Source organism: Cryobacterium mannosilyticum (assembly GCF_004402705.1).
Lineage (GTDB): Bacteria > Actinomycetota > Actinomycetes > Actinomycetales > Microbacteriaceae > Cryobacterium > Cryobacterium mannosilyticum.
In genome coordinates this window covers 25,258-50,908 of sequence record NZ_SOFM01000038.1, presented here as the reverse complement: position 1 = coordinate 50,908, position 25,651 = coordinate 25,258, and the positions used below count along the sequence as shown (strand labels likewise).

At 68.7% G+C, this 25,651-nt stretch carries 22 protein-coding genes; 11 read left to right on the top strand and 11 right to left on the bottom strand.

Going from position 1 to position 25,651, the window contains the following annotated elements; genetic code table 11:
• Positions 1-50: 50 nt before the first annotated feature.
• The 4 genes from E3O32_RS12410 to sepH form a co-directional block, all read right to left on the bottom strand.
• Entirely contained in the window at positions 51-1,088 is a 1,038-nt protein-coding gene (locus E3O32_RS12410) for an FUSC family protein (protein ID WP_134509962.1), read from the bottom strand.
• Positions 1,089-1,092: 4 nt separating this feature from the next.
• Positions 1,093-2,280: a winged helix DNA-binding domain-containing protein gene (locus E3O32_RS12405; protein WP_134509960.1), complete on the bottom strand. Its 1,188-nt coding sequence runs from the start codon at positions 2,278-2,280 to the stop codon at positions 1,093-1,095.
• A 19-nt stretch (positions 2,281-2,299) separates the two neighbouring features.
• Positions 2,300-2,590, bottom strand: coding sequence for a hypothetical protein (locus tag E3O32_RS12400; protein ID WP_134509958.1), 291 nt, complete (start codon positions 2,588-2,590; stop codon positions 2,300-2,302).
• A gap of 150 nt (positions 2,591-2,740) precedes the next feature.
• Positions 2,741-3,823 (bottom strand): septation protein SepH, encoded by a 1,083-nt coding sequence (gene sepH / locus E3O32_RS12395; protein WP_134509956.1) that lies wholly within the window; start codon positions 3,821-3,823, stop codon positions 2,741-2,743.
• Here sepH and E3O32_RS17300 point away from each other — a divergent pair.
• Both E3O32_RS17300 and E3O32_RS12390 read left to right on the top strand, forming a co-directional pair.
• A complete protein-coding gene (locus E3O32_RS17300; RefSeq protein ID WP_166790841.1) occupies positions 3,710-3,946 on the top strand; it encodes a hypothetical protein in 237 nt (78 codons plus the stop codon). The two genes, sepH and E3O32_RS17300, sit on opposite strands and share 114 nt — an antisense overlap.
• Before the next feature lie 74 nt (positions 3,947-4,020).
• Complete coding sequence (locus E3O32_RS12390; protein WP_066599570.1) at positions 4,021-4,314, top strand: DUF4193 domain-containing protein; 294 nt, start codon at positions 4,021-4,023, stop codon at positions 4,312-4,314.
• Positions 4,315-4,320: 6 nt separating this feature from the next.
• Here E3O32_RS12390 and E3O32_RS12385 read toward each other — a convergent pair whose 3' ends face one another.
• Positions 4,321-4,776, bottom strand: coding sequence for a DUF3093 domain-containing protein (locus E3O32_RS12385; protein WP_134509955.1), 456 nt, complete (start codon positions 4,774-4,776; stop codon positions 4,321-4,323).
• 38 nt (positions 4,777-4,814) lie between these two features.
• On the opposite strand from E3O32_RS12385, the gene dut reads away from it, so the two are divergent.
• The 6 genes from dut (at position 4,815) to dxs (ending at position 14,275) form a co-directional block, all read left to right on the top strand.
• Entirely contained in the window at positions 4,815-5,306 is a 492-nt protein-coding gene (dut, locus tag E3O32_RS12380) for a dUTP diphosphatase (RefSeq protein ID WP_134509953.1), read from the top strand.
• Positions 5,303-5,932, top strand: coding sequence for a DUF3710 domain-containing protein (locus tag E3O32_RS12375; RefSeq protein ID WP_241974897.1), 630 nt, complete (start codon positions 5,303-5,305; stop codon positions 5,930-5,932). Before dut ends, E3O32_RS12375 begins: the two co-directional genes overlap by 4 nt.
• Positions 5,933-5,960: 28 nt before the next feature.
• Positions 5,961-6,800: a DUF3159 domain-containing protein gene (locus tag E3O32_RS12370; RefSeq protein ID WP_134509949.1), complete on the top strand. Its 840-nt coding sequence runs from the start codon at positions 5,961-5,963 to the stop codon at positions 6,798-6,800.
• Positions 6,801-6,804: 4 nt separating this feature from the next.
• On the top strand, positions 6,805-9,198 hold the full coding sequence (locus tag E3O32_RS12365) for an HAD-IC family P-type ATPase (protein WP_134509947.1): 2,394 nt from the start codon (positions 6,805-6,807) through the stop codon (positions 9,196-9,198).
• A gap of 203 nt (positions 9,199-9,401) precedes the next feature.
• Positions 9,402-12,224 carry an aconitate hydratase gene (locus tag E3O32_RS12360; protein ID WP_134509945.1) on the top strand — a complete coding sequence of 941 codons (2,823 nt, stop codon included), beginning with the start codon at positions 9,402-9,404 and terminating at the stop codon, positions 12,222-12,224.
• A 95-nt stretch (positions 12,225-12,319) separates the two neighbouring features.
• Positions 12,320-14,275: a 1-deoxy-D-xylulose-5-phosphate synthase gene (gene dxs, locus E3O32_RS12355; RefSeq protein WP_134509943.1), complete on the top strand. Its 1,956-nt coding sequence runs from the start codon at positions 12,320-12,322 to the stop codon at positions 14,273-14,275.
• A 364-nt stretch (positions 14,276-14,639) separates the two neighbouring features.
• Here the strand turns inward: dxs and E3O32_RS12345 are convergent, their stop codons facing one another.
• The 4 genes from E3O32_RS12345 to E3O32_RS12330 form a co-directional block, all read right to left on the bottom strand.
• On the bottom strand, positions 14,640-16,802 hold the full coding sequence (locus tag E3O32_RS12345; RefSeq protein WP_134509941.1) for a 3-hydroxyacyl-CoA dehydrogenase NAD-binding domain-containing protein: 2,163 nt from the start codon (positions 16,800-16,802) through the stop codon (positions 14,640-14,642).
• Between the two features lie 3 nt (positions 16,803-16,805).
• On the bottom strand, positions 16,806-18,005 hold the full coding sequence (locus E3O32_RS12340; RefSeq protein ID WP_134509939.1) for a thiolase family protein: 1,200 nt from the start codon (positions 18,003-18,005) through the stop codon (positions 16,806-16,808).
• A 76-nt stretch (positions 18,006-18,081) separates the two neighbouring features.
• The gene (locus E3O32_RS12335; protein ID WP_134509937.1) at positions 18,082-19,278 is read right to left on the bottom strand and encodes an HRDC domain-containing protein; all 1,197 of its coding nucleotides are present in this window, start codon (positions 19,276-19,278) and stop codon (positions 18,082-18,084) included.
• Entirely contained in the window at positions 19,271-19,861 is a 591-nt protein-coding gene (locus tag E3O32_RS12330) for a DUF3000 domain-containing protein (protein WP_134509935.1), read from the bottom strand. Before E3O32_RS12330 ends, E3O32_RS12335 begins: the two co-directional genes overlap by 8 nt.
• A gap of 113 nt (positions 19,862-19,974) precedes the next feature.
• Here E3O32_RS12330 and E3O32_RS12325 point away from each other — a divergent pair, with 113 nt between their 5' ends.
• The gene (locus tag E3O32_RS12325; protein WP_134509933.1) at positions 19,975-21,114 is read left to right on the top strand and encodes an alpha/beta hydrolase family protein; all 1,140 of its coding nucleotides are present in this window, start codon (positions 19,975-19,977) and stop codon (positions 21,112-21,114) included.
• A gap of 83 nt (positions 21,115-21,197) precedes the next feature.
• Here E3O32_RS12325 and E3O32_RS12320 read toward each other — a convergent pair whose 3' ends face one another.
• Complete coding sequence (locus E3O32_RS12320) at positions 21,198-21,641, bottom strand: SufE family protein (RefSeq protein ID WP_134509931.1); 444 nt, start codon at positions 21,639-21,641, stop codon at positions 21,198-21,200.
• A gap of 74 nt (positions 21,642-21,715) precedes the next feature.
• Positions 21,716-22,618, bottom strand: a complete 903-nt coding sequence (locus tag E3O32_RS12315; protein ID WP_134509929.1) for a sulfurtransferase — start codon at positions 22,616-22,618, stop codon at positions 21,716-21,718.
• Between the two features lie 175 nt (positions 22,619-22,793).
• On the opposite strand from E3O32_RS12315, the gene zapE reads away from it, so the two are divergent.
• Complete coding sequence (zapE, locus tag E3O32_RS12310) at positions 22,794-23,843, top strand: cell division protein ZapE (protein ID WP_134509927.1); 1,050 nt, start codon at positions 22,794-22,796, stop codon at positions 23,841-23,843.
• Positions 23,844-24,052: 209 nt separating this feature from the next.
• Positions 24,053-25,324 carry an ammonium transporter gene (locus E3O32_RS12305; protein WP_134509925.1) on the top strand — a complete coding sequence of 424 codons (1,272 nt, stop codon included), beginning with the start codon at positions 24,053-24,055 and terminating at the stop codon, positions 25,322-25,324.
• Positions 25,325-25,651: the final 327 nt, after the last annotated feature.

Here is a 25,651-nt window from a genome sequence, read left to right as displayed (position 1 = left end):
CCCTTCGTTGTGCCCCTGTCGCCACCGTCACCGCCACCGCAGCCTCGAACCTAGTCGCCCTTGATCTCCTCGCGCACCCGGCGGAGGTCTTCCATCAGTGAGCCGATCAGAATCCAGTGCTGCGGATGCGGTGTCGCGATGATCAGCGGAGCCGTCAGTGCCGGCGGCTCCACGGGCAGGGACACCTTCTCACGGTCGGGATGGTCGACCTCCGACGCCAGCAGCCGCAGGTCATGGGCGGCCCGGCTGAGCTCCACGGTGATCGCCAGCACTGTCGGCTCGAGGTGGAGCGAGTGGTCGTAGTGGTCCCTGAGCGACCTGGTCATGCCGATGGTGCGGGTGACCAGGGAGATCAGCCGGTTGTAGAACTCCTCGTCGATGTCGAGCAGGCGCCGGTGCATCCCGTGCCGGGGATTGAGCGTGAGGCTCTCCTCGGCCTGCTTGATCGCCTTCTCGGCCTTGCTCAGCATCGGGCGCAGCAGCCGCGCCTTGATCATCATCTCTTCGATCTGGCCGGCCTGCTGCGGAAAACGGAGGGCGTCGACAATGCGGTCGAGGGTGTCGGCGACCTCGAGGGCGAGCCGCACCACGGCGTCATGCGCCGGCGCGAGCAGCACGGGCGGCACTATCAGCGCGTTGACGACGAGCGCGACGGCCGCCCCGATGATCGTCTCCAGGATGCGGTCACGCGCGTATTCGGGGGTCGTCGCCCCGATCGAGAGCACGAGCATCGCGCTGATCGGGATCTGGCTTGCCGAACTGGGGGCGAGGCGCAGCGCCCAGGCCAGCATGATGCAGAAGACGATGGCGAGCAGCACGATCCAGCTGGACTGACCGAACGCGATGCCGACCGCATAGGCGATGAGCACGCCGCCGATGACCCCGAGGCTGCGTTCGACCGCCCGGCCCAGGGTCTGGTTGATGTTGGGCTGCACGACCAGCAGCGCCGCGATGGCGGCGAAGATGGGCAGGTCGGTCTGGAGCAGGAACTGCGAGAGCAGCCAGCCCAGCCCGACGGCAACGGAGGTCTTCACGGCCTGGAGGAGCGGGATCCGGCTCGTGGATTGCAGGCGGGCCGTTAGTCTCACTTGCTCAGGGTAGCGCGAGCGGGCCCTCGGGCAGTCCGGGCCGTTCGACGTGTTCCCGAGGTTCGCCCTGCCCGGCGGCTGCCGGGGCGCCGTGAGGCTGGAAGAAGCGGGTGTAGTCCTGGACTGCCCGGTCAAACCCGGTGCGCTGACGCTCAGTCAGGCCGGTGAACGCCATGGCCTCGTAGCCCGGGCTTCCGGACGGGCCGGACTTCCGGCGCCAGGTGCCGGCCACCCGGCCGTTCACGAGCACGAGGGGCAGGAAGATCCCGTTCTTGCCGGGCACGACGCGCGGGAAGTCGGCGTCGGCCACCGCGAATCCGCGGTTGCGATAGCCGAGCAGGTATTCGTCGAAGCCGGGAAGCGCGAGCACCGGTGTGCGTTGCTTCGGTGGGCGCCCGGTCTCGCCGGTGTCGGCCGCAGCGGCCCAGTAATGCGCGATGCCCTCCACCTGCAGCTCGGTCAACCGGTCGCGAGCGACATCGAGGCCGACCCGGGCGTCGGCGACGGTGAGCTGGGACCACCAGACGAAGTCCTGCACGGTGGCCGGCCCATGGCCGGAGAAATAGCGCAGCACGAACTCGCCCAGGGCCTCCTCGCGCTCCAGCCGCCGTGGCGCGCGCACCCACCCGTCCAGCAGCACCAGCTGCTGCTGCGAGCCGACCTGCCGGCCCCAGCAGATCGTGCCGGTCAGGGCGAGGTGGGCGATCAGGTGGTAGCCGCGCTGGCCCGCCGTACTGATCCCGGCCGCCTCGAGGGCGGCGAGGAAGCCGGCCCGGGAGAGCTGTCGACCCTCGGCGAGGGAGGAAAGGGCAGCGCCTCTCGCCCGTTCGAGGGTCGCCTCATCCAGGTCGAGCTGGCCGCGGCGGGTTCTCATCCCGGCCAGCACCCTCGGGGCCGTCACGCCGAGCATCCAGCCCAGGTCTGCCGCCGGCACGAAATGGAGGGTGCCGCGCATCGGCCAGGACCGCACGATCTCTGCGTCGTCGATCGCCCGGCGCACGTCGTCGGCGGATGATCCGGGCGCCCGAACGCCGACGGCCCACCGGGCGGCCGTGAAATCCTGCGCCTGCAGGGCGAGGAGTCGCTCGACGACCTCGACAGGCCCGTCCGGCGAGCCGCCGGTGACCGGGCCGAGGCCGTGCCGGACCAGGCGCAGCCGGACGACGTCCCGAGCGGAGGCGGTCAGTGCCATCGGATCAGTATGCCGGACACTAGTCGAACGTGCGCAGCAGTTGCCAGTCCGCGTCGGTCTCGCCGTGCTCGACGTCGAAGACGTGGGTTTCGCCGTCGTCGGCGGTGGCCTGGAAGCGCCAGCCCGCGATCCGGAGCGGCGGATGCCCGATGCCGAAGTCGTGCGGCGAGAACGGTCGCCACCAGTCGCAGGTCCCGACGAGGGCCGTCGGGGTGTCCGTCACCCGGAACCGGCGCGCGCGCCAGACCATCCGCTGCGGTTCTCCGGCCGCGCTCGTCCAGACCCTGATCGGTTCATCCACCCTGGACACGGGGCACCACCTCATCACCATCCCGAATCGAACGTATGTTCGATACAGAACTATAACTCCGTTGGCCGGTTCACCGCCAGTGCCCGTAGGGTCCCGTCGGGAATTGGACTATCCCGGTTGACCCCGGCCCGGCACCCGGGGCTGCCGGGTTCAGGCGAGGTCGTCGTCCGTGCGCGCGCCGAAGACGATCTCGTCCCAGCTGGGCATCGAGGCCCGGCCGCGTTTGCCGTGGCTGCCGGTGTTGCGGGGCTGACCGGTGGCGGCCTGGTTCGACCAGGCATTCCTGGACGGATCGGTGGCCGGCTCGACGACGGGTGCCGGGGCCGGGGCCTCCAGCAGTCGCATGCCCTGCGAGGGCACCACGGGGGCCTCGTCGTGCTCGAACACGGCGGCTTCCCGCTCGCCTCTCCGGCGACGGAGGGACTCGAGGAGGTCGGCGGTTTCGCTCAGGCTCTGGGGCGGCTCGGCGGCGCGCTTGATCGCGGCCTTGGAGACGGCATCCGTCGTGCCGGCCGGGCGCGAGTAGGGGATCGGGTCCAGCAGCGGCGCGGTGTCGGCGAGCAGGTCGTCGGCCAGCGATTCCTTGAACGTGAACGCTCCGCTGTCGAAGCGGGACACGTCGGCCAGGCTCGTCTCCGCGCCGACGGCGCGAAGGCGGGGGATGAGTGCGCCCTTGAGTTCGCCCTGCTGGGAAAGCGCGATGGCCTCGTTGCCGACGGGCGAGAGGGAGTTCTTCTTCGGTTCGAAGCCCCAGCGGGCATCGTGGTCGATGTCGTCCGCCGTGAAGGCGAGCTTCACGATCCAGCCGGCGCCCGGCTCTTTCCAACTGGCCCAACGCTCATTGGTGGCACCGAGCGACGCGAGGCGTTCCCGGATGACGCTGCCGAAGTTGGCGCCGCCCTCGAGCGGGTCAGGGTCGATGGCCGTGTGCACGGGCACGCTCAGCGCACAGGACACGATGTATTCACGCTCGGCGACGACAGGTCCCTCGAAGCGGCGAACGAAGTCGATGGGCGCTCCCGTCACGGCCGCGACGTCCTCGGCGGACATGCCCGAGCGGATGTGCGCCTGCACCTCGCGTGGGGACAACTTCGGTCCAGACGTCGACTCCGTCTGGGTTTGGCGAAGCCGGGACTGGAGAACCTCGTCGATGGGGATCCGGAAACGATCACCATCCTCGCTTGCTGCAAGCAGCGCGCCGTTCTCAACTCCGATAACTTTCAATTCCTGCATCTCGAAAGCCCTCTCGCGATCACTGATGTCGCCAAGACTGCCATGCAATCACCGCTTTTCCGGGGAATACGCCGGGCGTGCCGCAAGTTGATGACTGTGCCGGTGAACACGGACGGCGCGTAGTTTGCTATTCCGTCGGGATTGTTGGAAACTATGCCCGCCGATTTCGTTTATCGGCGATAAAGAAATGGATGGGTATGGCAACCGATTACGACGCACCGCGAAAGACCGAAGACGACTCTGAGTCGATTGAGGCCCTCAAGGAGCGCGTACCCGACAAGATGTCCGGAGTCGTGGATGTCGACGACTCAGACAACCCCGGTGGTTTCGATCTTCCCGGCGCCGATCTGTCCGACCTCGACCTCGATGTCGTCGTCCTGCCTCCGCAGGCCGACGAATTCACCTGCGTTGAGTGCTTCCTCGTGAAGCACCGCTCGCAGATGTCGCACGAGACCAAGCTCGGTCCGGTCTGCCTGGAGTGCGACGCCTAAGCGCGCTTAGTCACTTGATGCTGGCCGTCGCGATCCATTGATCGCGGCGGCCAATTTCTGTGGATGGCGGGTCGACACCAGCCAGTACGGCGCGGGGTCGGTCGCGTCCTCGATCGGAATGCGCACGACCGGGCCTACCCAGCCACGGATGAGCAGCCACGCGCGGGCATCGAGCCGGCGCCCCCGCTCCAGCGTCGCCTCCGCGCCCTCGAACGCGGCGGCCGCGCCGACCAGGTCGGTCGCGATCCTCGCCTTCCCGGCCGTCAACGTCCCGTCCTTCACCTGGACGACGGGCGAGGTGAGCACCAGGGTCAGGACACAGGCTGCATACAGGCAGGCGGCGATGATGATTCCGGCCGGCATCGAAATCGGCGCGAAGACGAGGATGCTCGCGGGGATGACCAGTGCTGTGGCGACGTAAGGCGCAGGTGACGCCCAGAGTTTTTCGCGATATTCAGGCATGGCTCTATTCGATCAGACTTCTGCACTAGCCTCGACACGTGGCAGAAAGCGTCGAAGTCCTGATTACCGCGTCCGTCCTCCCGAATTACGCGCATCCAGGCGATGCCGGGGCAGATCTGCATTCCTCGGAGGCGCTCGTCCTGGCCCCCGGTGAACGCGCCCTGGTCGGAACCGGTGTCGCCATCGCGCTGCCCGACGGTTACGCCGCGTTCGTGGTGCCCCGGAGCGGGCTCGCCGTGAAACACGGCATCACCATCGTCAACGCGCCCGGCACCGTGGACGCCGGCTATCGCGGCGAGATCAAGGTCACGCTGCTCAACACCGACAGTTCTGCCGCATTCCCGATCGCCGTCGGCGATCGCATCGCGCAGCTCATCATCATGCCCGTCGCCCGGGCCTCCTTCATCCCCGTCGAACGGCTGCCAGGCAGCCAGCGCGGGGAAGGCGGATTCGGATCGACCGGGCTCGGCCGGAAGAGCGCCGGCGCCGCCGGGCCCGCCGGCACCCCAGAATCAGGAGACAACCCGTGAGTGACATCGTGGAACCGGAAGAATTCCCGGAATCATTTGCCAAGTCGGCACCGGAAGACCGTGAGACCGAAGGTCCCCTCGACGAGATCGAGGCGAACCCCGTGCGCCCGTATGTCGACCTCGGCGGCGTGAAGATCCTTCCCCGAGAGGGTCTCCACCTGCGCCTGGAGATCGAAGAGGGCAGCAAGCGGGTCGTCGCGATCGGGCTCGACTACGCCGGCTCGACCCTCCAGGTGCAGCCGTTCGCCGCCCCGCGGTCGAGCGGCCTCTGGCACGAGATCCGCGACCAAATCGCCGACCAGATCGGAAAGCAGGGCGGCACCACCACCCTGCGGGAGGGGCCGTTCGGCCCCGAACTCGTCGCGGAGATCCCGGTCGCGGCCGGCTCAGGCGCTGACGAATCGAGTCGGCTGGCCCGCTTCATCGGCGTCGACGGCCCCCGGTGGTTCCTCCGCGGCGTGATCGCGGGGGAGGGCGCCGTCAACCCGGAGGCGGCCGCCCAGATCGAAGACCTCTTCCGCAGCATCGTCGTCGTGCGCGGGTCGGCGCCGATGCCTCCCCGCGATCTCATCCCGCTCCGGATGCCGTCCACCGCGACCGGCGCCGCCGAGCCCACCGACGGCTGACCGGCCTCCCCGCAGGGAGAACGCCCGAATGACGGACGCACCGCTACCTCCAGACGAGTCCCCGGCCGAGTCGACGTCGGCGGATGCCCCGGGCGGGGCCGCCCCTGCCCAGACGCCGGGCTCCGCTGCCGGCCCCGCGGTCTCGGAGACCTTCGCCCAGGGGATGGCCGCGGCGGCACGGCGCGCCGGCTTCGCCTCGGCCGCCGACGGCGAGCCGATCACCGGCCACGCCCTGCTCGCGGCGATGGGCGGCATCCGCGGCCTGGTCGAGGCGGTCCTGCCGGGCCTGGTCTTCCTCATCGTCTACACGTTCACCCGGTCCACCGTCCCTGACCAGTCCCTCCTGCTCTCCCTGATCGCCCCTGTGATCATCGGCGTCGTGTTCGCGGTGCTCCGCCGCGCGGTGCGCCAGACCGTGACCCCGGCCATCGGTGGCCTGCTCGGCGCCGGTTTCAGCGCCGTGCTGGCCTTGTTCTCCGGAAACGCCGCGGATGCCTTCCTGCCCGGCTTCTGGACTAACGGCGCCTATGGCACCGTCCTCCTGGTGTCGGCCCTGGTCGGCTGGCCGATCCTCGGCCTCGCCGTCGGCTTCCTGATGAACGACGGGATCGCCTGGCGGGACGATCCGTCGAAGCGTCGGGTGCTCACGGTGCTCACGCTGTGCTGGGCCGCGCTCTTCGCCCTCCGCCTGATCGTGCAGCTCCCGCTGTACTTCTCGAACAACGTCGAATGGCTCGGCGCGGCCAAGCTCATCATGGGCATCCCGTTGTATGCCCCGCTCCTGGTTGTGTCCTGGTTGATGGTGCGTTCCGTCTACCCGGCGCCGGGCCGACCGGGTGCGACGGCTGCCGAGGCGAGCGGGGACTGACCCGATGGCCCTCGGCGATGAGCTTCCGGGTCTCACCGGCGGGGAGGCAGCTCAGCGGCTCGCCGACGGTCGCGGCAACGATGCGCCGCAGCCGACCTCGCGCACCGTGGCGGACATCCTGCGGGAGAACGTCTTCACCCTCTTCAACGCGATCCTCACGGTGTGCTTCGCGGCCGTGCTGCTCCTGGGCGACCTGCGCGACGGACTGTTCTACGGGGTCGTCGTCGCGAACGCGTTGATCGGAATCGTGCAGGAGGTGCGAGCCAAGGTCGTGCTCGACAGGCTGGCGCTCCTGTCCACCCCGGAGGTCGCGGTCAAGCGCGACGGGCTGCGGCAGCTCGTGCCGCTCGCCGGGGTCGTCCTGGATGACATCCTCGTGCTGCGGCCGGGCGACCAGGTTCCCGCCGACGCCCGGGTGCTGGCCGGGGACGACCTCGTCGTCGACGAGGCCATGCTCACGGGGGAGTCCGAACCGCAGGTCAAGGTGGCGGGCGACCCGTTGCTGTCCGGCTCGCACGTGGCGGGAGGGTCCGGCTACGGGGTCGTCACCGCCGTCGGTGCGGCCTCCTACGCGAACAAGCTGACCGCGGAGATCAAACGGCATTCCCTCGTCCACTCCGAGTTGCGGGCGGCGACCAACCGCATCCTCGTCGTGCTGTCCTGGATCCTCGGGCCCGTCATCGTGGTCACCCTGCTGGGCCGGGTCTCGACCTACGGCGGGATCGCGGCCCTGGCGGATTTCAGCGACGGCGACTGGCGCGCCGCCCTCCGCGACGCGGTGGCCAGCGTGGTCGGCATGATCCCGGAGGGCCTCGTACTGCTGATCAGCCTGGCCTTCGGCGTGGCCGCGATCCAGCTGGCCAGGCACAAGGTGCTGATCGAGGAGCTGGCGGCGGTCGAGGTGCTCGCCCGCGTCGACGTGCTCTGCCTCGACAAGACCGGCACGCTCACCAGCGGCGAGCTGGTCTTCGACCGGCTCGTCCTCGACCGGCAGGCCGGGCTCGATCCGGCACTCGAAGCCGGGGCGAGCCGGGCCCTCGGCGCCTTCGGGGCCGACGATGCCGCCAACCTCACGGCCCGCGTGCTCGGCGGCCACTTCTCCGCTGACGGGGCCACGGTGCGATCCCGGCTGCCGTTCGGCTCGGCGCGGAAATACAGCGGCGTCGCCCTCGAGCACGACGGAGACACCTCCGCGTGGCTCCTCGGGGCGCCGGAGCGGCTCCTCGCCGGGCACCCGGACCGGCTCGCCGCGGCGAACGTCATCGCCGCCGCGGGCGAACGCACCCTCGCCCTGGTCAGGCTGGCCGGCGACCTTTCGACGGATGCCGCCGACGACCCGGGCAACCACGACCTCACCCCGGCCGCCCTCGTGGTGTTCCGTGAATCGGTGCGCCCGCACGCCGCCGAGACGCTCCGCTACTTCGCGGACCAGGGAGTGCGCGTGATCGTGATGTCAGGGGACAACCCCGTCACCGTCGCGGCGCTCGCCCGCCGGCTCGGCCTCGCCGGGGAGACGGTGAACGCGGCGGGTCTGGCCGATGACGCCGCGCTTGCGGCGGCCCTCGGCACGGCGAGCCTGTTCGGCCGGGTGAGCCCCGAGCAGAAACGGAAGGCCGTGGCCATCCTCCAGGCCGAGGGGCGCACCGTCGCGATGACCGGTGACGGGGTCAACGACGCCATGGCGATCAAGGACGCCGACCTCGGCATCGCCATGGGCGCGGCGACCCCCGCCACCAAGGCGGCATCCCGGCTGGTGCTGCTGGACAACCGGTTCGACCGGCTGCCCGAGGTGCTCGCCCTCGGCCGCCGGGTGATCGCCAACGTGGAGCGGGTGGCGAACCTGTTCCTGTCCAAGACGGTCTACGGCATCCTGATCGCCCTGACGATGGCCGCCCTGTCACTGCCGTTCCCATTCCTGCCGCGTCAGCTGACACTGGTCTCCGCCCTCGCGATCGGGATCCCGTCGTTCGTGCTCGCCCTCGCCCCGAACCGGCGCATCTACACGCCCGGTGTGCTGCGCCGGATCATCCGCTACGCCGTGCCGACCGGGGTGATCGCCGCCGCGACCGTGCTGGCGGCCTTCCTGCCGCTCTATCACCGGATTCCCCTGAACGAGGCCCGAAGCGTCACCACGGTCGCCCTGTTCGTCGTCTCCCTGGCGATCCTGGCCGCGTTGGCCCGGCCTCTCACCGGGCCGCGGCTGGCTCTCGTGCTCTCCATGGCGGCGGCCATGGTGCTCGCCTGCACCGTTGGGTTCGGCCGGATCTTCTTCGCCATTTCGGTGTCGCCGAACCCGGCGCTGGCCTTCGGCATCCTCGTCGGCCTGCTGGGCGCCGCCGCCATCGAGCTGATGTACCGGTTCGCGCGGCGCCGCGGCCTGATCTTCGACCGTGAATAGTTCGGGAAATGCTGCCCGGAATGCGGCCGGTCCGGAGCCGCCACGCTAGAGTTATCTCTACGTCAAGATAGTTTGGCGGACAGCATCGACCGGGTGCCGTGCCCGCTGGTTAGGTTACCCTTGCTGGCAGGGGCAGGCGTCCGGTCGTCAGGATTGGGGATTGCGGACGGTTTCCCGTCGGTTTCCACGAAGGAGAGGGCAACGTGTCTGCAGTAAACAGCTTTGGAGCAAAGGACACCCTGCGGGTCGGTTCGACGGACTATGAGGTCTTTCGACTCGATGCGGTCGAGGGCTACCAGAAACTGCCGTTCAGCCTGAAGGTGCTGCTGGAGAACCTTCTCCGCACCGAAGACGGCGCCAACATCACCGAAGACCACATCCGCGCCCTCGGTGCGTGGAAACCGACCGCCGAGCCCGACACGGAAATCCAGTTCACCCCGGCCCGCGTGATCATGCAGGACTTCACCGGCGTGCCCTGCATCGTCGACCTCGCCACCATGCGCGAGGCCGTCGCCGAACTCGGCGGCGACGCGAGGAAGATCAACCCGCTCGCCCCGGCCGAGCTCGTCATCGACCACTCCGTCATCGCCGACCTCTTCGGCAGCGAGAACGCCCTCGAACGCAACGTCGAGATCGAGTACCAGCGCAACGGTGAGCGCTACCAGTTCCTCCGCTGGGGCCAGACCGCCTTCGACGACTTCAAGGTCGTCCCGCCGGGAACCGGCATCGTGCACCAGGTCAACATTGAATACCTCGCCCGCGTGACGATGACCCGGGAGGTCAAGGGCGTGCTGCAGGCCTACCCCGACACCTGCGTCGGCACCGACTCGCACACCACCATGGTCAACGGCCTCGGCGTGCTCGGCTGGGGCGTCGGCGGCATCGAGGCCGAGGCGGCCATGCTCGGCCAGCCCGTCTCCATGCTCATCCCCAAGGTCGTCGGCTTCAAGCTCACCGGATCCATCCCGGCCGGCGTCACCGCGACGGATGTCGTGCTCACCATCACCCAGATGCTCCGCAAGCACGGCGTGGTCGGCAAGTTCGTCGAATTCTACGGCGAGGGCGTCGCCCAGGTGCCGCTGGCCAACCGCGCCACGATCGGCAACATGAGTCCCGAGTTCGGCTCCACCGCGGCCATGTTCCCGATCGACGACGTCACCCTCGGCTACCTGCGGCTCACCGGCCGCAGCGAGGAGCAGGTCGCCCTGGTCGAGGCCTACGCGAAGCTGCAGGGGCTGTGGCACGACGCGAGCCAGGAACCCGTCTTCAGCGAGTACCTGGAAATCGACCTCGGCACCGTCGTCCCCTCGATCGCCGGCCCGAAGCGCCCGCAGGACCGGGTCGAGCTCAGCCGCGCCCAGGAGCAGTTCGAGCTGGACCTGCAGAGCTACGCCACCCAGGACCTGTCCCGGGTCGATGCCGCCGTCGAAGGGACCTTCCCGGCATCCGACCCGATCGGGTTCACCGCCCAGGACGAGTCGAGCGCCCACCAGTTCTCGCACAGCCACGTCAGCCACGCCCCGGTATCGGTGTCGAGCCCCGTCCCGATCAGGACCGCCGACGGTGCCAGCTACACCCTCGACCACGGCGCCGTCGCGGTCGCCGCCATCACGTCGTGCACGAACACCTCCAACCCGTCCGTCATGCTCGCGGCCGGCCTGCTCGCCCGCAACGCCGTCAAGAAGGGGCTCAAGAGCAAGCCGTGGGTCAAGACCACCCTCGCGCCGGGCTCCAAGGTCGTCACCGACTACTACGCGAAGGCCGGCCTCACCGGCGACCTCGAGGCCCTCGGCTTCTACACCGTGGGCTACGGCTGCACGGTCTGCATCGGCAACACCGGCCCGCTGATCGAGGAGGTCTCCGCCGCGATCAACGACAACGACCTGGCCGTCACCGCCGTGCTCTCGGGCAACCGCAACTTCGAGGGCCGGATCAGCCCCGACGTGAAGATGAACTACCTCGCCAGCCCGCCCCTGGTCATCGCCTACGCCCTCGCCGGGTCGATGAACTTCGACTTCGAGACGGATGCCCTCGGCACCGACCTGGACGGCAACGACGTGTTCCTCAAGGACATCTGGCCCGACTCGGCCGAGGTCCAGGCCACGATCGACAGCTCGATCGACACCGCCATGTTCACCAAGGAATACGGCGAGGTCTTCGAGGGCGACGAGCGCTGGCGGTCACTGCCGACGCCCGACAGCGAGGTCTTCGAATGGGACCCCGAATCGACCTACGTGCGGAAGCCCCCGTACTTCGACGGGATGACGCTGGAGACCAGCCCGGTCAGCGACATCACCGGCGCCCGGGTGCTCGCCAAGCTCGGCGACTCCGTCACGACCGACCACATCAGCCCCGCCGGCAACATCAAGGCCGACAGCCCCGCCGGCCAGTACCTGGTCGAGCACGGCGTCGCCCGCGGCGACTTCAACTCCTACGGGTCGCGCCGCGGCAACCACGAGATCATGATCCGTGGAACCTTCGCGAACATCCGTCTCCGCAACCAGCTGCTCGAGGACGTCGAGGGCGGCTACACTCGCGACTTCACCGTCGACGGCGGCCCGCAGGCGTTCATCTACGACGCGAGCCAGAACTACCAGGCCGCCGGCACGCCGCTCGTCATCTTCGGCGGCAAGGAATACGGCTCCGGCTCGTCCCGCGACTGGGCAGCCAAGGGAACCAGCCTGCTCGGCGTGAAGGCCGTCATCACCGAGAGCTTCGAACGGATCCACCGTTCGAACCTGATCGGGATGGGCGTCGTGCCGCTGCAGTTCCCGGCCGGCGAAAGCTGGGCCTCGCTCGGCCTGGACGGCACCGAGGTCGTCTCGATCGCGGGCATCGAGGAGCTCAACCGCGGAACCACCCCGAAGACGGTCCACGTGACCGCCACGCCGAGCGCCGACTCGGCGCCCGGCAAGGAGACCGTCGAGTTCGACGCGGTCGTGCGCATCGACACGCCGGGCGAGGCCGACTACTACCGCAACGGCGGCATCCTGCAGTACGTGCTGCGGTCGCTCGTCTCCGAGTAACTCCCGGCTGGCTCCCAAACCGGCGCGTAGACTCGGTATGACCGTATCTACGCGCCGGTTTCCTTCGGTGCCGGCCAACGTGAAAGGTGTTCTTGATGGGCCTTCTGGAGACAATTTCCGGTCCCCGCGATCTCGATCGTCTCTCGAACCAGCAACTCATCGACCTGGCAGCCGAAGTGCGGGCGTTCCTGGTCAGCGAGGTCGCCAAGACCGGTGGGCACCTGGGACCCAACCTCGGAGTCGTCGAGATGACGATCGCCATCCACCGGGTCTTCGAGTCGCCGCGCGACGCGATCGTCTTCGACACCGGCCACCAGACCTACGTGCACAAAATGTTGACCGGGCGGCAGGACTTCAGCAAGCTGCGGCAGCGTGGTGGCCTCGCGGGCTACCCGCAGCGTTCGGAGTCGGTGCACGACATCGTCGAGAGCTCTCACGCCTCCAGCTCGCTGTCCTGGGCCGACGGGATCTCCCGCGCCTTCGAGATGACCGGGCAGAGCGACCGCCACGTGATCGCCGTGGTCGGCGACGGCTCCCTCACCGGCGGAATGACCTGGGAAGCCCTCAACAACATCAGCGACGACAACACCCGCCGCCTGATCATCGTCGTCAACGACAACGGCCGCTCCTACGCGCCCACCATCGGCGGCATGGCCCGGTTCCTCAACACCGTGCGCACCCGGAGGAGCTACCGGGCCGCCTACCTGACCAGCCGCCAGGCCTTCGACCACATGGGGGCCCCCGCGCGGGCGTTCTTCCGCGGCGTTCGCGGCGGTTTGCACGGCTTCCTCGCCCGTGTCAGCAACAACGAGGCGCTGTACTCGAACCTCGACATCAAGTACATCGGACCGGTCGACGGCCACGACATGGTGGCCATGCTCGAGGCGCTGCGCCAGGCCAAGGGCTACGGCGCCCCGGTGATCGTGCACACGATCACCCAGAAGGGCAAGGGCTACAACCCGGCCATGCAGGATGAGGCGGACCAGTTCCACGCCGTGGGCCAGATCGACCCGGAGACCGGCGAATCGATCGAGTCGGCCGGTGCGCCGTCGTGGACCTCCGTCTTCGCCGACGAGCTCCTCCGCCTCGCCACCCTCGACGAGAAGATCGTCGGCATCACCGCCGCGATGCTCCGCCCCACCGGACTGCACAAGATGGCCGAACGCTTCCCCGACCGCGTCCACGACGTCGGGATCGCCGAGCAGCACGCCGTGACCAGCGCGGCCGGTCTCGCCTTCGGCGGCCTGCACCCGGTCGTCGCGCTGTACGCCACCTTCATCAACCGGGCATTCGACCAGGTGCTGATGGATGTCGCGCTGCACAAGGCCGGCGTCACCTTCGTGCTCGACCGGGCCGGCGTCACCGGTCCGGACGGTCCGAGCCACCACGGGATCTGGGACCTGGCCATCCTGCAGGTCGTGCCGGGCATCCGTCTCGCCGCGCCCCGGGACTCGATCCGGCTGCGGGAGGAACTCGAGGAGGCCGTCAAGATCGACGACGGACCGACCGTGCTGCGTTTCCCCAAGGGCAGCACGGGGGTCGAATTCGACGCCATCCGCCGTCTCGACGATGGGGTGGACGTGCTGCTGGAATCCAGCCAGAAGGATGTGCTCATCGTCACGGTGGGACCGATGGCCGGGATTGGCCTCGATGTGGCGCAGCGCCTCGCCGCGCAGGGGATCGGCGCCACCGTCGTCGACCCGCGCTGGGTGGTGCCGGTGCCGCGGAGCATCATCGCGCTGGCGGCCGAGCACCGGATCGTCGTCACCATCGAGGACGGCATCCGTGTCGGCGGCATCGGCACCCGGATCCGTCAGGACCTGCGAGAGGCCGGCGTGGACACCGCGGTCACCGAGCTGGGTCTGCCCGACGAGTTCCTCGACCACGGCACCCGGGCGGAGATCCTCGAGCAGGTGGGCCTGACCCCGCAGCACATCGCCCGCGACGTGGTCGCCATGGTGCTCGGCAGCAAGATCCCGCACGCCAGGGCCCTGCCGGCCGACCACACCGACACCGGCGGGGTCACGGCCAACCGCGCCCAGAAGGACTGACCGGCGCGGACCGCCTCGAACTGCTGCAACGGCACGACGCCGCCGAGTCGATCCGTACCATCCACCGTGCCATCGGCCTCGGGGTCACCTTCTTCGACACCGCCTGGCCTGGCTGCTCGCGCAGGGTGACGACATCGCGCCGATTCCCGGCACCAAGCGGGTCAGCCGGCTCGAGGATAACAGGGCGGCGGATGCGCATCGGCTCAGCGCAGACCGGCTTGCCGCCCTCGGCGCGATCGACGCGCCTGTCGGCGACCGTTTCGCGGACATGTCGCCGGTCAACCGATAGCCGCGGCTCCGGTGGTGGAGCCGGACGAGACCGGGTCTCGACCGGCTCCACCACCGTTGCCGGATGGTTACCGCGTTACTCGGCCGCGCCGGCCAGGGCCGGAACCGCTCCGACGCCGCGGATCGGGGGAGTGTGGAACGTGCCGCCGAAGACCCGTTCGCTCGCGCCGACCCGGTCGAGGTAGGGGGTGACCCCGCCCATCTGGAACGGGTAGCCCGCGCCGAGGATCATGCACAGGTCGATGTCCTCGGCCGCGTGCACCACGTCGTCGTCCAGCATCCGCTTGATCTCGTCGGCGAGGCCGTCTTCGAACCGGCGCTGGAGATCCGTGGCCGTCATCGGGGTGGTGCCGCCGGCGACGATCTTCAGGGCCGCCTTGTCGTAGCCCTTGATCTTGCCCTTGGCGTCCCGCTCGAGGAGCTTGCCGTGCTCGGCGAGCTTGTGCAGGTTCTCGCTCTCGAAGAACCGGTCGGGGAACGCGGCGTGGTGGGTGTCCAGGACGTGCGCTCCCACCTTGAGGCCAACCAGTTCCAGCAGCTCGAACGGTGTCATCGGAAGTCCGAACGGTGCGATCGCTTCGGAGACGACGTCGAACGGGGTGCCGGTGTCGACGGCGTGCATCGCTTCGCCGAGCACCTTGGCCAGAATCCGGTTGACGACGAACCCTGGGGTGTCCCGGGTGATCACCGCGTTCTTCTTCAGCTTGCCCGCGACGACCATCGCCGTGGACAGGGTGACGTCGTTGGTCTGCGGGGTGTTCACCACCTCGATCAGGGGCATGACGGCGACGGGGTTGAAGAAGTGGAAGCCGACCAGTCGTTCGGGGTGGGCGAGTTTCGCACCGATCTGCTCGACCGAGAGCGACGACGTGTTGGTGGCGAGGATGGCGTCGGGGGCGATGTGCTTCTCGATCTCGGCGAAGACATCCTGCTTGACGCCCAGCTCCTCGAAGACGGCCTCGATCACCCAGTCGGCGTCGGCGAACTGCGCCTTGTCGGTGGTCCCGGTGACCAGCGCGCGGAGCCGGTTCGCCTCGTCGGAGGTGATCCGTTTCTTGTTCTCCAGGGCGAGGATCTCGTCGTGGATGTAGGCGACGCCCTTGTCGACCCTGGCCTGGTCGAGGTCGGTGATCACGACGGGGACGCGCAGCCTGCGAACGAAGAGGAGGGCGAACTGGCTGGCCATCAGCCCGGCGCCGATGACGCCGACCTTCGTGATGGGGCGGGCCAGTGCCTTGTCCGGGGCGCCGGCTGGACGCTTGGCGCGTTTCTGCACCAGGTTGAACGCGTAGATGCTCGCCTGCAACTGGTCGCCCGAGATGAGGCCGGCGAGTGAGTCGTCCTCTCGTTCGAAGCCTTCCTGGCGGGTGCCGCTCTTCGCGGCCTTCAGCAGGTCGAGCGCGACGTAGGGCGACATGGCGACGGTGCCGATCCGGTTTTCGAGCATCCGGCGGGCGATTCCCACGGCGGCGTCCCACTTCACGAGGCGCTCGATCTTGCCCGGCAGATTGGGCCTGGCCACGGTCTCGGTCCCCGCAATGACCTTCTCGGCCCAGGCGATGGAGTTCTCGAGGAAGGAAGCCGAGGCGAACAGGACGTCCGCGATTCCGAGTTCGAGGGCATCCGCGGCCTTGAGCACCCGGTTCTTGAGCGGGTTCTCGATGATCACCTTGAGGGCGTTCTCGATTCCGATCAGGTTCGGTAGGAGGTAGGAGCCACCCCAGCCGGGAATCAGCCCGAGGGATACCTCCGGCAGCGCGATCGCAGGCACGGAGGCGTCCACGGTGCGGTAATCGGCGTTCAGGGCGATCTCGAGCCCTCCGCCGAGCGCGAGCCCGTTGATGAAGACGAAGGACGGCACGCCCATTTCCGACTGCTTGCCTAGGGCGTGGTGGCCGAGCTGGGCGAGGAGCTTGCCGGTCTCCAGGGACGGGATCTCGCTGACCTTGCTCAGGTCGGCGCCCGCAGCGAGGATGAACGGCTTGCCGGTGACTGCAACGCCGTGGATCTCCCCGCGTGCCGCCCGCGCCTTCAGCGCATCCATGGTGGCGGCGAATTCGAGCAGGGTGACCGGGCCGAGGGTGTTCGGGCGGGTGTGGTCCCGGCCGTTGTCGAGCGTGACCAGGGCGAGCACGCGGCCGTGGGAGAGGGGGACATCCCGAACGAAGGAATGCGTGACGACCTCGTCGGCCGACAGGGCGACCAGCGGGGAGAAATCGAGTGCGGAGTAGTCGCTCATCGTTTACTTGGCCTTTCGGTTGAAGTGTGGGTTCTCCCAAATCACGGTGCCGCCCTGGCCGAGGCCGATGCACATGGCGGTCAGGCCGTAGCGCACCTCGGGGTGTTCGCTGAACTGGCGGGCAAGCTGGTTCATCAGGCGCACCCCGGAGGATGCGAGGGGGTGGCCGATCGCGATCGCGCCGCCGTACTCGTTGACCCGCGGGTCGTCGTCGTCGATGCCGAAGTGGTCCAGGAACGAGATGACCTGCACGGCGAAGGCCTCATTGAGTTCGAAGAGGCCGATGTCGGTGATGCTGAGGCCCGCCTTGCGCAGGGCCTTCTCCGTCGACGGCACCGGTCCGAGGCCCATGACCTCAGGCTCGACCCCGGCGAAAGCGAAGCTGACCAGCTTCATCTTGACCGTGAGGCCGAGTTCCTTGGCAGCCTTGCCGCTGGCGAGGAGGCAGGCGCTGGCGCCGTCGTTGAGGCCGGACGCGTTGCCGGCGGTGACCCGGCCGAAGGGACGGAAGGGGGTCTTGAGCGTGGCCAGTCCCTCGAGGGTGGTTTCAGGGCGCGGTGCCTCGTCCCTGGTCGCCAGTCCCCAGCCGGCGTCGCTGCGGATGGCCACGGGGATGAGGTCGGGCTGGATCTTCTCGGCGGCGTAGGCCGCGGCGACCTTCTGCTGGCTGCGCAGCGCGAAGCGGTCGGAGCGTTCCTTGGTGTACGACGGGAACCGGTCGTGGATGCGCTCGGCCGTGGCGCCCATGTTGAGGGCGTCCTCGCTGACGAGGCGCTCCGACAGGAAGCGCGGGTTCGGGTCGACGCCGGAACCCATCGGGTGGCGCCCCATGTGCTCGACGCCGCCGGCGATGGCCAGGTCGTAGGCGCCGAAGCCGATCCCCGCACCGAGAGTGGTGACGGCGGTCATGGCGCCAGCGCACATCCGGTCGATCGCGAATCCCGGCACCGACTTCGGCAGCCCGGAGAGCAGTGCCGCCGTGCGACCGAGGGTGAGGCCCTGGTCGCCGGTCTGGGTGGTGGCCGCGATGGCGACCTCATCGATCCGTTCCCCGGGCACAGCCGGGTTGCGTTCCAACAGCCCGATCATGGCCTTGACCACCAGGTCGTCGGCCCGGGTGTTCCAGTACATTCCCTTTTCGCCGGCTCTCCCGAACGGGGTGCGAACCCCGTCCACGAAGACGACTTCTGCTCTATCGGCCACTTTGCCTCCATCAATCCAACGGGTGTCGGTCGATCCTAAGGTGACACCCTGGGGCGGAAGAATCGTTGGACGGTTCCTACGAATCCTCTTCCGAGGCCGCGTCGATCGTTTGGTGGACCTCGACAAAGGCATCGGCTATTCGTTGTGCGGTCAGGTCAATCTGCCAGGCCCGGGCGCCGAGGGCGGCGAGGGCCTCGCCAACTGATTCGGAGTCGATCCGTTCCGGCGGAGTCCACGCCATCCGGCGCACATAATCGGGTGTCACCAGGTTCTCCAGGGGGATCGCGAACTCGTCGGAGATCACGGCGAGCACCGCACGCGCGGCCTTGAAACGCAGATCGGCCTCGGGATTGCGGTCGGCCCAGGCTCGTGGCGGGGGCAGGGCATCCCCGGTGGCCCGGAGTGAGGGCAGATCGGTCGTGGCCAGGCCGGCCTGGATGGCGGCCCACCAGCGGTCGAGTTCGCTGCGGCTCGCCCGTCCGCTGAATTCGCGGAGGTCGGCGAGGGCCTGCCGGGTCGCCGGCAGCGTCCGGGCCGCGGCGAGGAGGGACGCATCCGGCACGAGCCGGCCCGGTGAGACATCGATGGCCTGGGCCAGCCGGTCCCGGGCGAGCCAGAGCTCACGGGCCACGGCCAGGTTGCGCTGGGCCCGGAGCGAGTGCACGCCGGAAAGCCGTCGCCACGGTTCGGCGCTTGCGGGCTTCGGGTCGCGGGTCAGCACCGCGGCGAACTCCTGCTCGGCGATGACGGTCTTCTGGTCTGCTACGAGCATCTCGACCATCCGGTCGCGCAGATCCGGCAGCAACTCGACGTCGAGCGCACCGTAGACGAGCCAGGCCTCGGGCAGCGGGCGGGTCGACCAGTTGGCCGCCGAGTGTTCCTTGGCCAGGTGGATGCCGAGCAGTTCCTCGACGACGGTGCCGAGACCGACCCTGGGCAGGCCGAGCAGGCGAGCGGCGAGTTCGGTGTCGAAGATCCGTGCCGGGTCGAGGCCGACTTCGCGCAGGCAGGCCAGGTCCTGGCTGGCCGCATGGAAGATCCATTCCTCCTCGACGAGGGCATCGTTCAGCTCGTGGAAGTCGCCGATCGCCGGTGGGTCGAACAGGAACGTGCCCGCGCCGCGACGGTAGACCTGGATCAGGTACGCGCGCTGCGAATAGGTGAACCCGGAGGCCCGCTCGGCGTCAACGCCGATCGGGCCGGTGCCGCCCACAATCGCCGCGGTCGCCGTCAAGTAGGCTTCCCGCGTGTCGATCACGTGGTGATCAACCACGTCCGGTTCGGCGTGTGGACAACATGCTGACTCCTTCGCCAGTGGGTGGAAGACCGGCGAGCATGCAGAGCAGTTCACCCCATCCTTCGACGTGGGCGGTGAGATTGTGGTCCAGCGGTGTCCACGAAGCTCGCAACTCTATCTGTGCGCCATCGCCCTGCTTGGCAAGTTCGCCGAAGCCTGACGAGATGATCTTAGTCGCAGTCCCTGATGCAGCGGTATATCGGGCGCCGTGCGCGTCGAGCGCGTCGACCAGCCAGGCCCAGGCGACCTCGGCCAGGAAAGGGTCGAGGCCGATGTCCGTTTCGAGCGGGGCCTGCGCGAAACAGACGACGCGGAAGGCCCCACCCCACGCCTCCGGCTCGTCGGGGTCGTAGAGCAGGATGAAGCGGCCGGTGCCGAAATCGGAGTTTCCGCCATGCCGGCTCGGCGTGATGTCGGCGGAGAGCGCCACGGCGTGCGGGGCGAGGTTGCCGGGCGCGGAGATCTCGTTCACGATCAGTTCGACCCGGGACTGGGCACGGCGGACGGCCTCGAGGGCTGCGGCGAACTCCGGCGGGAGCGGTTCCAGTGTTTCGGGCACGACTGCAGACTAGAGTTTTTTCAGGGTGCCGCACGCGAGGCACGCCGGGCAGCAGGAGGTAGCGGGTGGGCAGACGGTTCGAACGAGGCGCACAACCGGCGCGGATTGCAGCGGTGACCGGGCTGATCGGTGTCGCGGTGCTGGCCGTCGCCGCCCTGGCGGCGAGCGTGCTGTCCGGCGTGATGGCGCGCCGGATCGTCACCCCGTCGACGAAACGCGCCGACGATGTGCGGGTTGAGTCCGTCGACATCGCGGCCGGCACGATCACGTTGCAGCCCACACCCGACTCCGTGCTCCAGGGCGACTACAGCTTCTGGTTTTCCGGCGACCGCGGGCATGCGCACCTGGGGGAGGTCCTCCGCAGCACGCCGGACGCGGTGACCCGGCGCATCCTGCGGGTCGACTACGGTGACCTGGCCGCGGCGCGGCGCGGCCGCCTCGGCGGCTACTCCTTCCTGGGTCCCTGGGACCTCGCGGTCGACTACGAGGACCTGCTCGTACCCACCAGGGGCGGGGATGCCCCGGCCTGGCTGATCCCGGCCGCGATGCCCGGCGGGCGCTGGGTGATCCAGGTGCACGGCCGCGGCGTGCGCCGGCAGGAGACGCTGCGTGCCGTACCGGTTTTCCGGGACGCGGGCTTCACCTCCCTTCTCATTTCCTACCGGAACGACGGTGAAGCCCCGGAGAGCGCGGACGGGCGCTACGGCCTGGGAGACACCGAATGGCAGGATGCCGAGGCGGCCATGGCGTTCGCCGCGAGCCGCGGGGCAACCGAGATCGTGCTGATGGGGTGGTCGATGGGTGGTGCCATCGTCCTGCAGGCGGCCACCCGGTCACGACTCCGCGAACTGGTCGTCGGGATCGTGCTGGACTCGCCCGTGATCGACTGGGCCGATGTCGTCGCCTACCAGGGCGAAAGCCTGGGCTTGCCCGGGATGGTGTCCAGCGGCGCGATGCAGGTGCTCGGCCGGCGCTGGGGCGGGCGGATCACCGGGCAGGGCGCCCCGATCGACTTCGGCCGGCTGGACTTCGTGTCGCGGGCGGGCGAACTCGACCTGCCGGTCCTGCTCATGCACAGCGACGACGACGGTTATGTGCCGGCGACCGGTTCCCGGGCGCTGGCGGTGCGCCGACCCGACATCGTCACCTTCCTGCCGTTCACGGTCGCCCGCCACACCAAGCTGTGGAACTACGACCGGGAGAGCTGGAACCAGGCCATCACGAACTGGTTGGCCGCACTCCCGGCCAGGTGACCCCGGCGGACGCCTCCGAGCACACCGGCACCTCGGACGGCGCTCGCGTTCAGACGGCGCTCGCGTTCGGACGACGCTCGCGTTCAGACGGCACTCGCACGGAGCCGTCGCTTCGTGCGGGCGAGCATCGCCGTCATCCCGCGGATCCGCAGCGGCGACACCGCCTTGGTCAGGCCGATCGAATTGGGGTAGTCGTCGGGAACGGCAAGCACCTCCTCGGTACTGAGACCGTCGAGACCCTGGGCGAGAATGGACGCGAACCCCCTGGTGGTCGGCGATTCCCGGGGCGCGGTCGCGTACAGGTGCACCGACCCGCGGGCGTCGTCATCGACCTCGACGAACATGAACACGGGAGACTGGCACTCGACGACCCGTTCCAGCAGGTCGGGATGCTCCTCGTAGCGAGCGGGGAGCGCCGGCAACTCGCCCGCGAACTCGAGCAGGAGCAGCAGGCGGTCGGGCTGCTCGAGGGCGAGGAAGTCGTCGCGGATCTCAGCCAGTTTCGCGGGCAATTCGGTGGAAGTCATCGGAGGTATTCTGCCACGCGCCGCTGAAGGGCGGCGCGTACGCGGCTGAACCGGGGGCAACAGGTGGCAAACGGTCAGCGGGGGAGCGGGGCGGCGCCCGGCTCCGCGCCAAGCGCGATCGGCACGTGCACGGCGTTGCCCCATTCGGTCCAGGAGCCGTCGTAGTTGCGCACGCCCTCGAAACCGAGCAGGTGGGTGAGCACGAACCAGGTGTGGCTGGAGCGTTCCCCGATCCGGCAGTAGGCGATCACTCTGTCGCCGTCGGAGAGGCCGGCCTCTCCGCGGTAGATGGCGTCGAGCTCTTCGCGGGTTCGGAAGGTCGCATCCGGTGCGGCGGCACGGGCCCACGGCACCGACGCCGCCGACGGGATGTGGCCGCCGCGGAGGGCGCCCTCCTCCGGATAGGCCGGCATGTGCGTGCGCTCCCCGGTGTATTCCTCCGGCGACCGCACGTCGATCAGCGGATTGCCGAAATGGGCGAGCACGTCGTCCTTGAAGGCGCGGATCGGTGCGTCATTGCGGGGGACGACCGGGTAGCCGACAGCGGTCACCTGGCTGGCGGCGGTCGTGGTCTCCCGTCCCTCGGCGATCCACTTGTCGCGGCCGCCGTCGACCAGGCGCACATCGGAGTGCCCGAAGAGGGTGAACACCCACAGGGCGTAGGCGGCCCACCAGTTGTTCTTATCGCCGTAGATGATGACCGTCGTGTCCCGTGCGATCCCCTTGGAGCCGAGCACGGCGGCGAACGCGGCGCTGTCGACGAAGTCCCGTTCCACCGGGTCGTTGAGGTCGGTGTGCCAGTCGATCTTGACGGCGCCGGGGATGTGCCCGGTCTCGTAGAGCAGCACGTCCTCGTCGGTCTCCACCACGACGAGGCCGGGATCGCCGAGGTGCGCCTGCAGCCACTCGGTGGACACCAGGCGCTCGGGATGGGCGTAGGCGGCGAATTTGGGGGCCGGATCGAGTGCGACGAACATGGGAATTACCTCCGGGGAGCGTCGGAACGACACAGGATTGATTTGGCTGCGGTTTAGGCTGGTCACCGCCCGCTCTTCGAATCTACGCGGTGTGGGCGGCGAACGCATCCGGCCGGTCACGTGATGACCCCGGGGCGTGTCCCACCAATCGACACAGAAACGCGGGTGTTCCACCATGGCTCCAGAGGCGCCTCGCCGTCAGCCTCGGCTGATCGATCGTTCCCCCAGCATCACCGGAGCCGAAATCGTCGCCGAGCTGGTCCCGCCGCCCCAGTTCGAGCACGCCTCCTTCGACTCCTACCGGCCGGACCTCGACTTTCCGTCGCAGTGGGCGGCCGTCGAACGGCTGAACGCCTTCGCCGGCGCATGGCTGCCCCAGCGTCCGAGCGGATTCTTCTCCCGCACCCGCAAGCCCAAACCTGAGCTTCCCGGCATCTACCTCGACGGCGGCTTCGGAGTGGGTAAGACGCACCTCCTCGCCGCGCTCTGGCACGCGGCTCCCGGACCCAAGTACTTCGGCACCTTCATCGAGTACACGGCGCTGGTCGGCGCCCTCGGCTACGCGGCCACAGTCAAGCAGCTCTCCGGCGCCCGCCTGATCTGCATCGACGAATTCGAGCTCGACGACCCGGGCGATACGATGCTGATGACCCGGTTGCTCGCGGAACTCGTCGCGTCGGGGACCCGGGTCGCCGCCACCTCGAACACCCCACCGAATTCCCTGGGCGAGGGCCGTTTCGCGGCGATCGACTTCCTCCGGGAGATCCAGGCGATGTCGGCGAACTTCGAGATCGTGCGGATCGACGGCCTCGACTACCGCCGGCGTGACATCGAGGGCCACGCGATCGCCGTGCCCGTGGAGGTGCTCGAGCACCTGGTCGGCGCGCTCGTGGAGCGGGGCTCGACCGTCACCCTCGACGATTTCGGCGCCGTGATCCGGCATCTGAGCACGGTGCATCCGTCGAAGTACATCAAGATCATCGACGGCATCGACGTGATCGTGCTCACCGACGCCTACCTTCTGACCGACCAGACGGATGCCCTGCGCCTGGTGGCCTTCATCGACCGGGTCTACGACGCGGAGATCCCGATCATCGCCAGCGGCCAGCCGCTCAACGAGATCTTCGACGACGAGATGCTGTCCGGCGGGTACCGCAAGAAGTACCAGCGTTCCCAGTCGCGCCTCGTGGCGCTGACCACGGGGGAGCTCCCGCCGCACGACTGATCGGCGCCTGGGCCCGTCTCCGCTGGCCGGGCGGGTCTGAAACGCGATGTTAACACGTTCGCCGACCGCGTAACGTGGCCGAAACGTCCGCGCGCATTCGCCGAAACGTGGCAGTTCCAAACTAACTCTTGTACCCGCCGAGACACGATCAACTGCTCACCCTGTGCACGTCGACGGCGATCCTTAGTTAGAGAGAGGTAACCATCCCCATGGTTGAACTGTCAGTCCTGGCGAACGCCACAACGGACGAACTGACCCTGAACCTCAATTCCCTGTGGTTGCTCGTCGCTGCGGCCCTGGTGCTGCTGATGACGCCCGGAGTCGCGTTCTTCTACGGCGGCATGGTCAAGGCGAAGAGCGTCATCAGCATGATGATGATGAGCTTCGGCGCCATGGGCGTCGTCGGCGTGCTCTGGGTGCTCTACGGGTACGGCCTGGCGTTCGGGCCTGCGCTCATCCCCGGCTTTCTGGGCAACCCGTCGTCGCTGCTCGGTCTGAGCGGGCTGCTCGGCGCAGGCAAGGACGGCGCTCTGGCGCCGGACCTCAACGGTCTCGCCTTCGCGGGCTTCCAGGCGACCTTCGCCATCATCACCGTCGCCCTGATCTCCGGCGCGATCGCCGACCGGGCGAAGTTCGGCGCCTGGCTGATCTTCGCCGCCGTCTGGTCGACGCTGGTCTACTTCCCGGTCGCCTACTGGGTGTTCAACCTCGCCGACGGCTGGGCTCCGGCCGCACTCGGGGTCAACGACTTCGCCGGTGGCACCGCGGTGCACATCAACGCCGGCGCCGCCGGGCTGGCCCTCGCACTGGTCCTCGGTAAGCGGGTCGGCTTCAAGAAGGGCATCTCCAAGCCGCACAACGTTCCGCTGACGCTGCTGGGCGCCGCTCTCCTCTGGTTCGGCTGGTTCGGCTTCAACGCCGGCTCGGAAGCCGCCGTCGACGGAATCGCCGCCCTCGCCTGGGTGAACACGCTCGCCGCGCCCGCCGCCGGAATCCTCGGCTGGCTGATCGTCGAGAAGATCAAGGACGGCAAGCCCACGTCGATCGGTGCCGCGTCCGGTGCCGTCGCCGGCCTGGTCGCCGTGACCCCGGCCTGTAACATCCTCACCCCCGGCTGGGCGATCGTGCTCGGCGTGCTGGTCGGCGCGGTCTGCGCTGTCGCCATCGACCTCAAGTTCAAATGGGGCTTCGACGACTCGCTCGACGTGGTGGGCATCCACCTCATCGGCGGCATGATCGGGACGCTGTTCATCGGCATCTTCGGTTCCGGCATCGGCCTCCTCGACACGGGCAGCCTGAAGCAGCTCGGTGTGCAGGCGCTGGCCGCCTTCGGAATCGCGATCTTCTCGTTCGTGATGGCCTACGCCATCGGCTGGGTCATCCAGAAGACGATCGGCTTCCGGATCAACAACGAAGACGAGGTCGCCGGAGTCGACACCATCGTTCACGGCGAAGAGGGCTACGCACTCGACGCTGTCTGACCCGCCGTAGCTCGGCACGCGCGGGGCGGAGTCCGGTTTCGACCGGGCTCCGCCCCACCGTTTCGTAGCTCCCGATGTGCTGTAGTCCCTTCCACGGTCGCTGTCCAGCCCTTGCGGCGGCGCCGGACCTGAGGGATGCTCGACCTGCTGGCGATGAACCCGAACATCGCGAGATTCCCCGTCACGGTTTCGTTCAACGAAGCCGTGTCGGGGATTTTTTGTGCCCGGCCCACCGACGCCGTATGCGGGAGGAGGCCTCCCCAATTTTGGGGAGATGAGCATCCCTCACCCGGGGCTTAGCCAACCGGTCGCTGCCGATCACCATGG

Excerpts from the sequence above, each read along its gene's own strand:
- E3O32_RS12390 (WP_066599570.1), top strand. The coding sequence starts at position 4,021 with ATGGCAACCGATTACGACGCACCGCGAAAGACCGAAGACGACTCTGAG.
- zapE (WP_134509927.1), top strand. The coding sequence starts at position 22,794 with ATGGCTCCAGAGGCGCCTCGCCGTCAGCCTCGGCTGATCGATCGTTCC.
- dxs (WP_134509943.1), top strand. The coding sequence starts at position 12,320 with ATGGGCCTTCTGGAGACAATTTCCGGTCCCCGCGATCTCGATCGTCTC.
- sepH (WP_134509956.1), bottom strand. The coding sequence starts at position 3,823 with ATGCAGGAATTGAAAGTTATCGGAGTTGAGAACGGCGCGCTGCTTGCA.
- E3O32_RS12370 (WP_134509949.1), top strand. The coding sequence starts at position 5,961 with ATGACGGACGCACCGCTACCTCCAGACGAGTCCCCGGCCGAGTCGACG.
- E3O32_RS12385 (WP_134509955.1), bottom strand. The coding sequence starts at position 4,776 with ATGCCTGAATATCGCGAAAAACTCTGGGCGTCACCTGCGCCTTACGTC.
- E3O32_RS12320 (WP_134509931.1), bottom strand. The coding sequence starts at position 21,641 with ATGACTTCCACCGAATTGCCCGCGAAACTGGCTGAGATCCGCGACGAC.
- E3O32_RS12405 (WP_134509960.1), bottom strand. The coding sequence starts at position 2,280 with ATGGCACTGACCGCCTCCGCTCGGGACGTCGTCCGGCTGCGCCTGGTC.
- E3O32_RS12365 (WP_134509947.1), top strand. The coding sequence starts at position 6,805 with ATGGCCCTCGGCGATGAGCTTCCGGGTCTCACCGGCGGGGAGGCAGCT.
- E3O32_RS12345 (WP_134509941.1), bottom strand. The coding sequence starts at position 16,802 with ATGAGCGACTACTCCGCACTCGATTTCTCCCCGCTGGTCGCCCTGTCG.
- E3O32_RS12305 (WP_134509925.1), top strand. The coding sequence starts at position 24,053 with ATGGTTGAACTGTCAGTCCTGGCGAACGCCACAACGGACGAACTGACC.
- E3O32_RS12315 (WP_134509929.1), bottom strand. The coding sequence starts at position 22,618 with ATGTTCGTCGCACTCGATCCGGCCCCCAAATTCGCCGCCTACGCCCAT.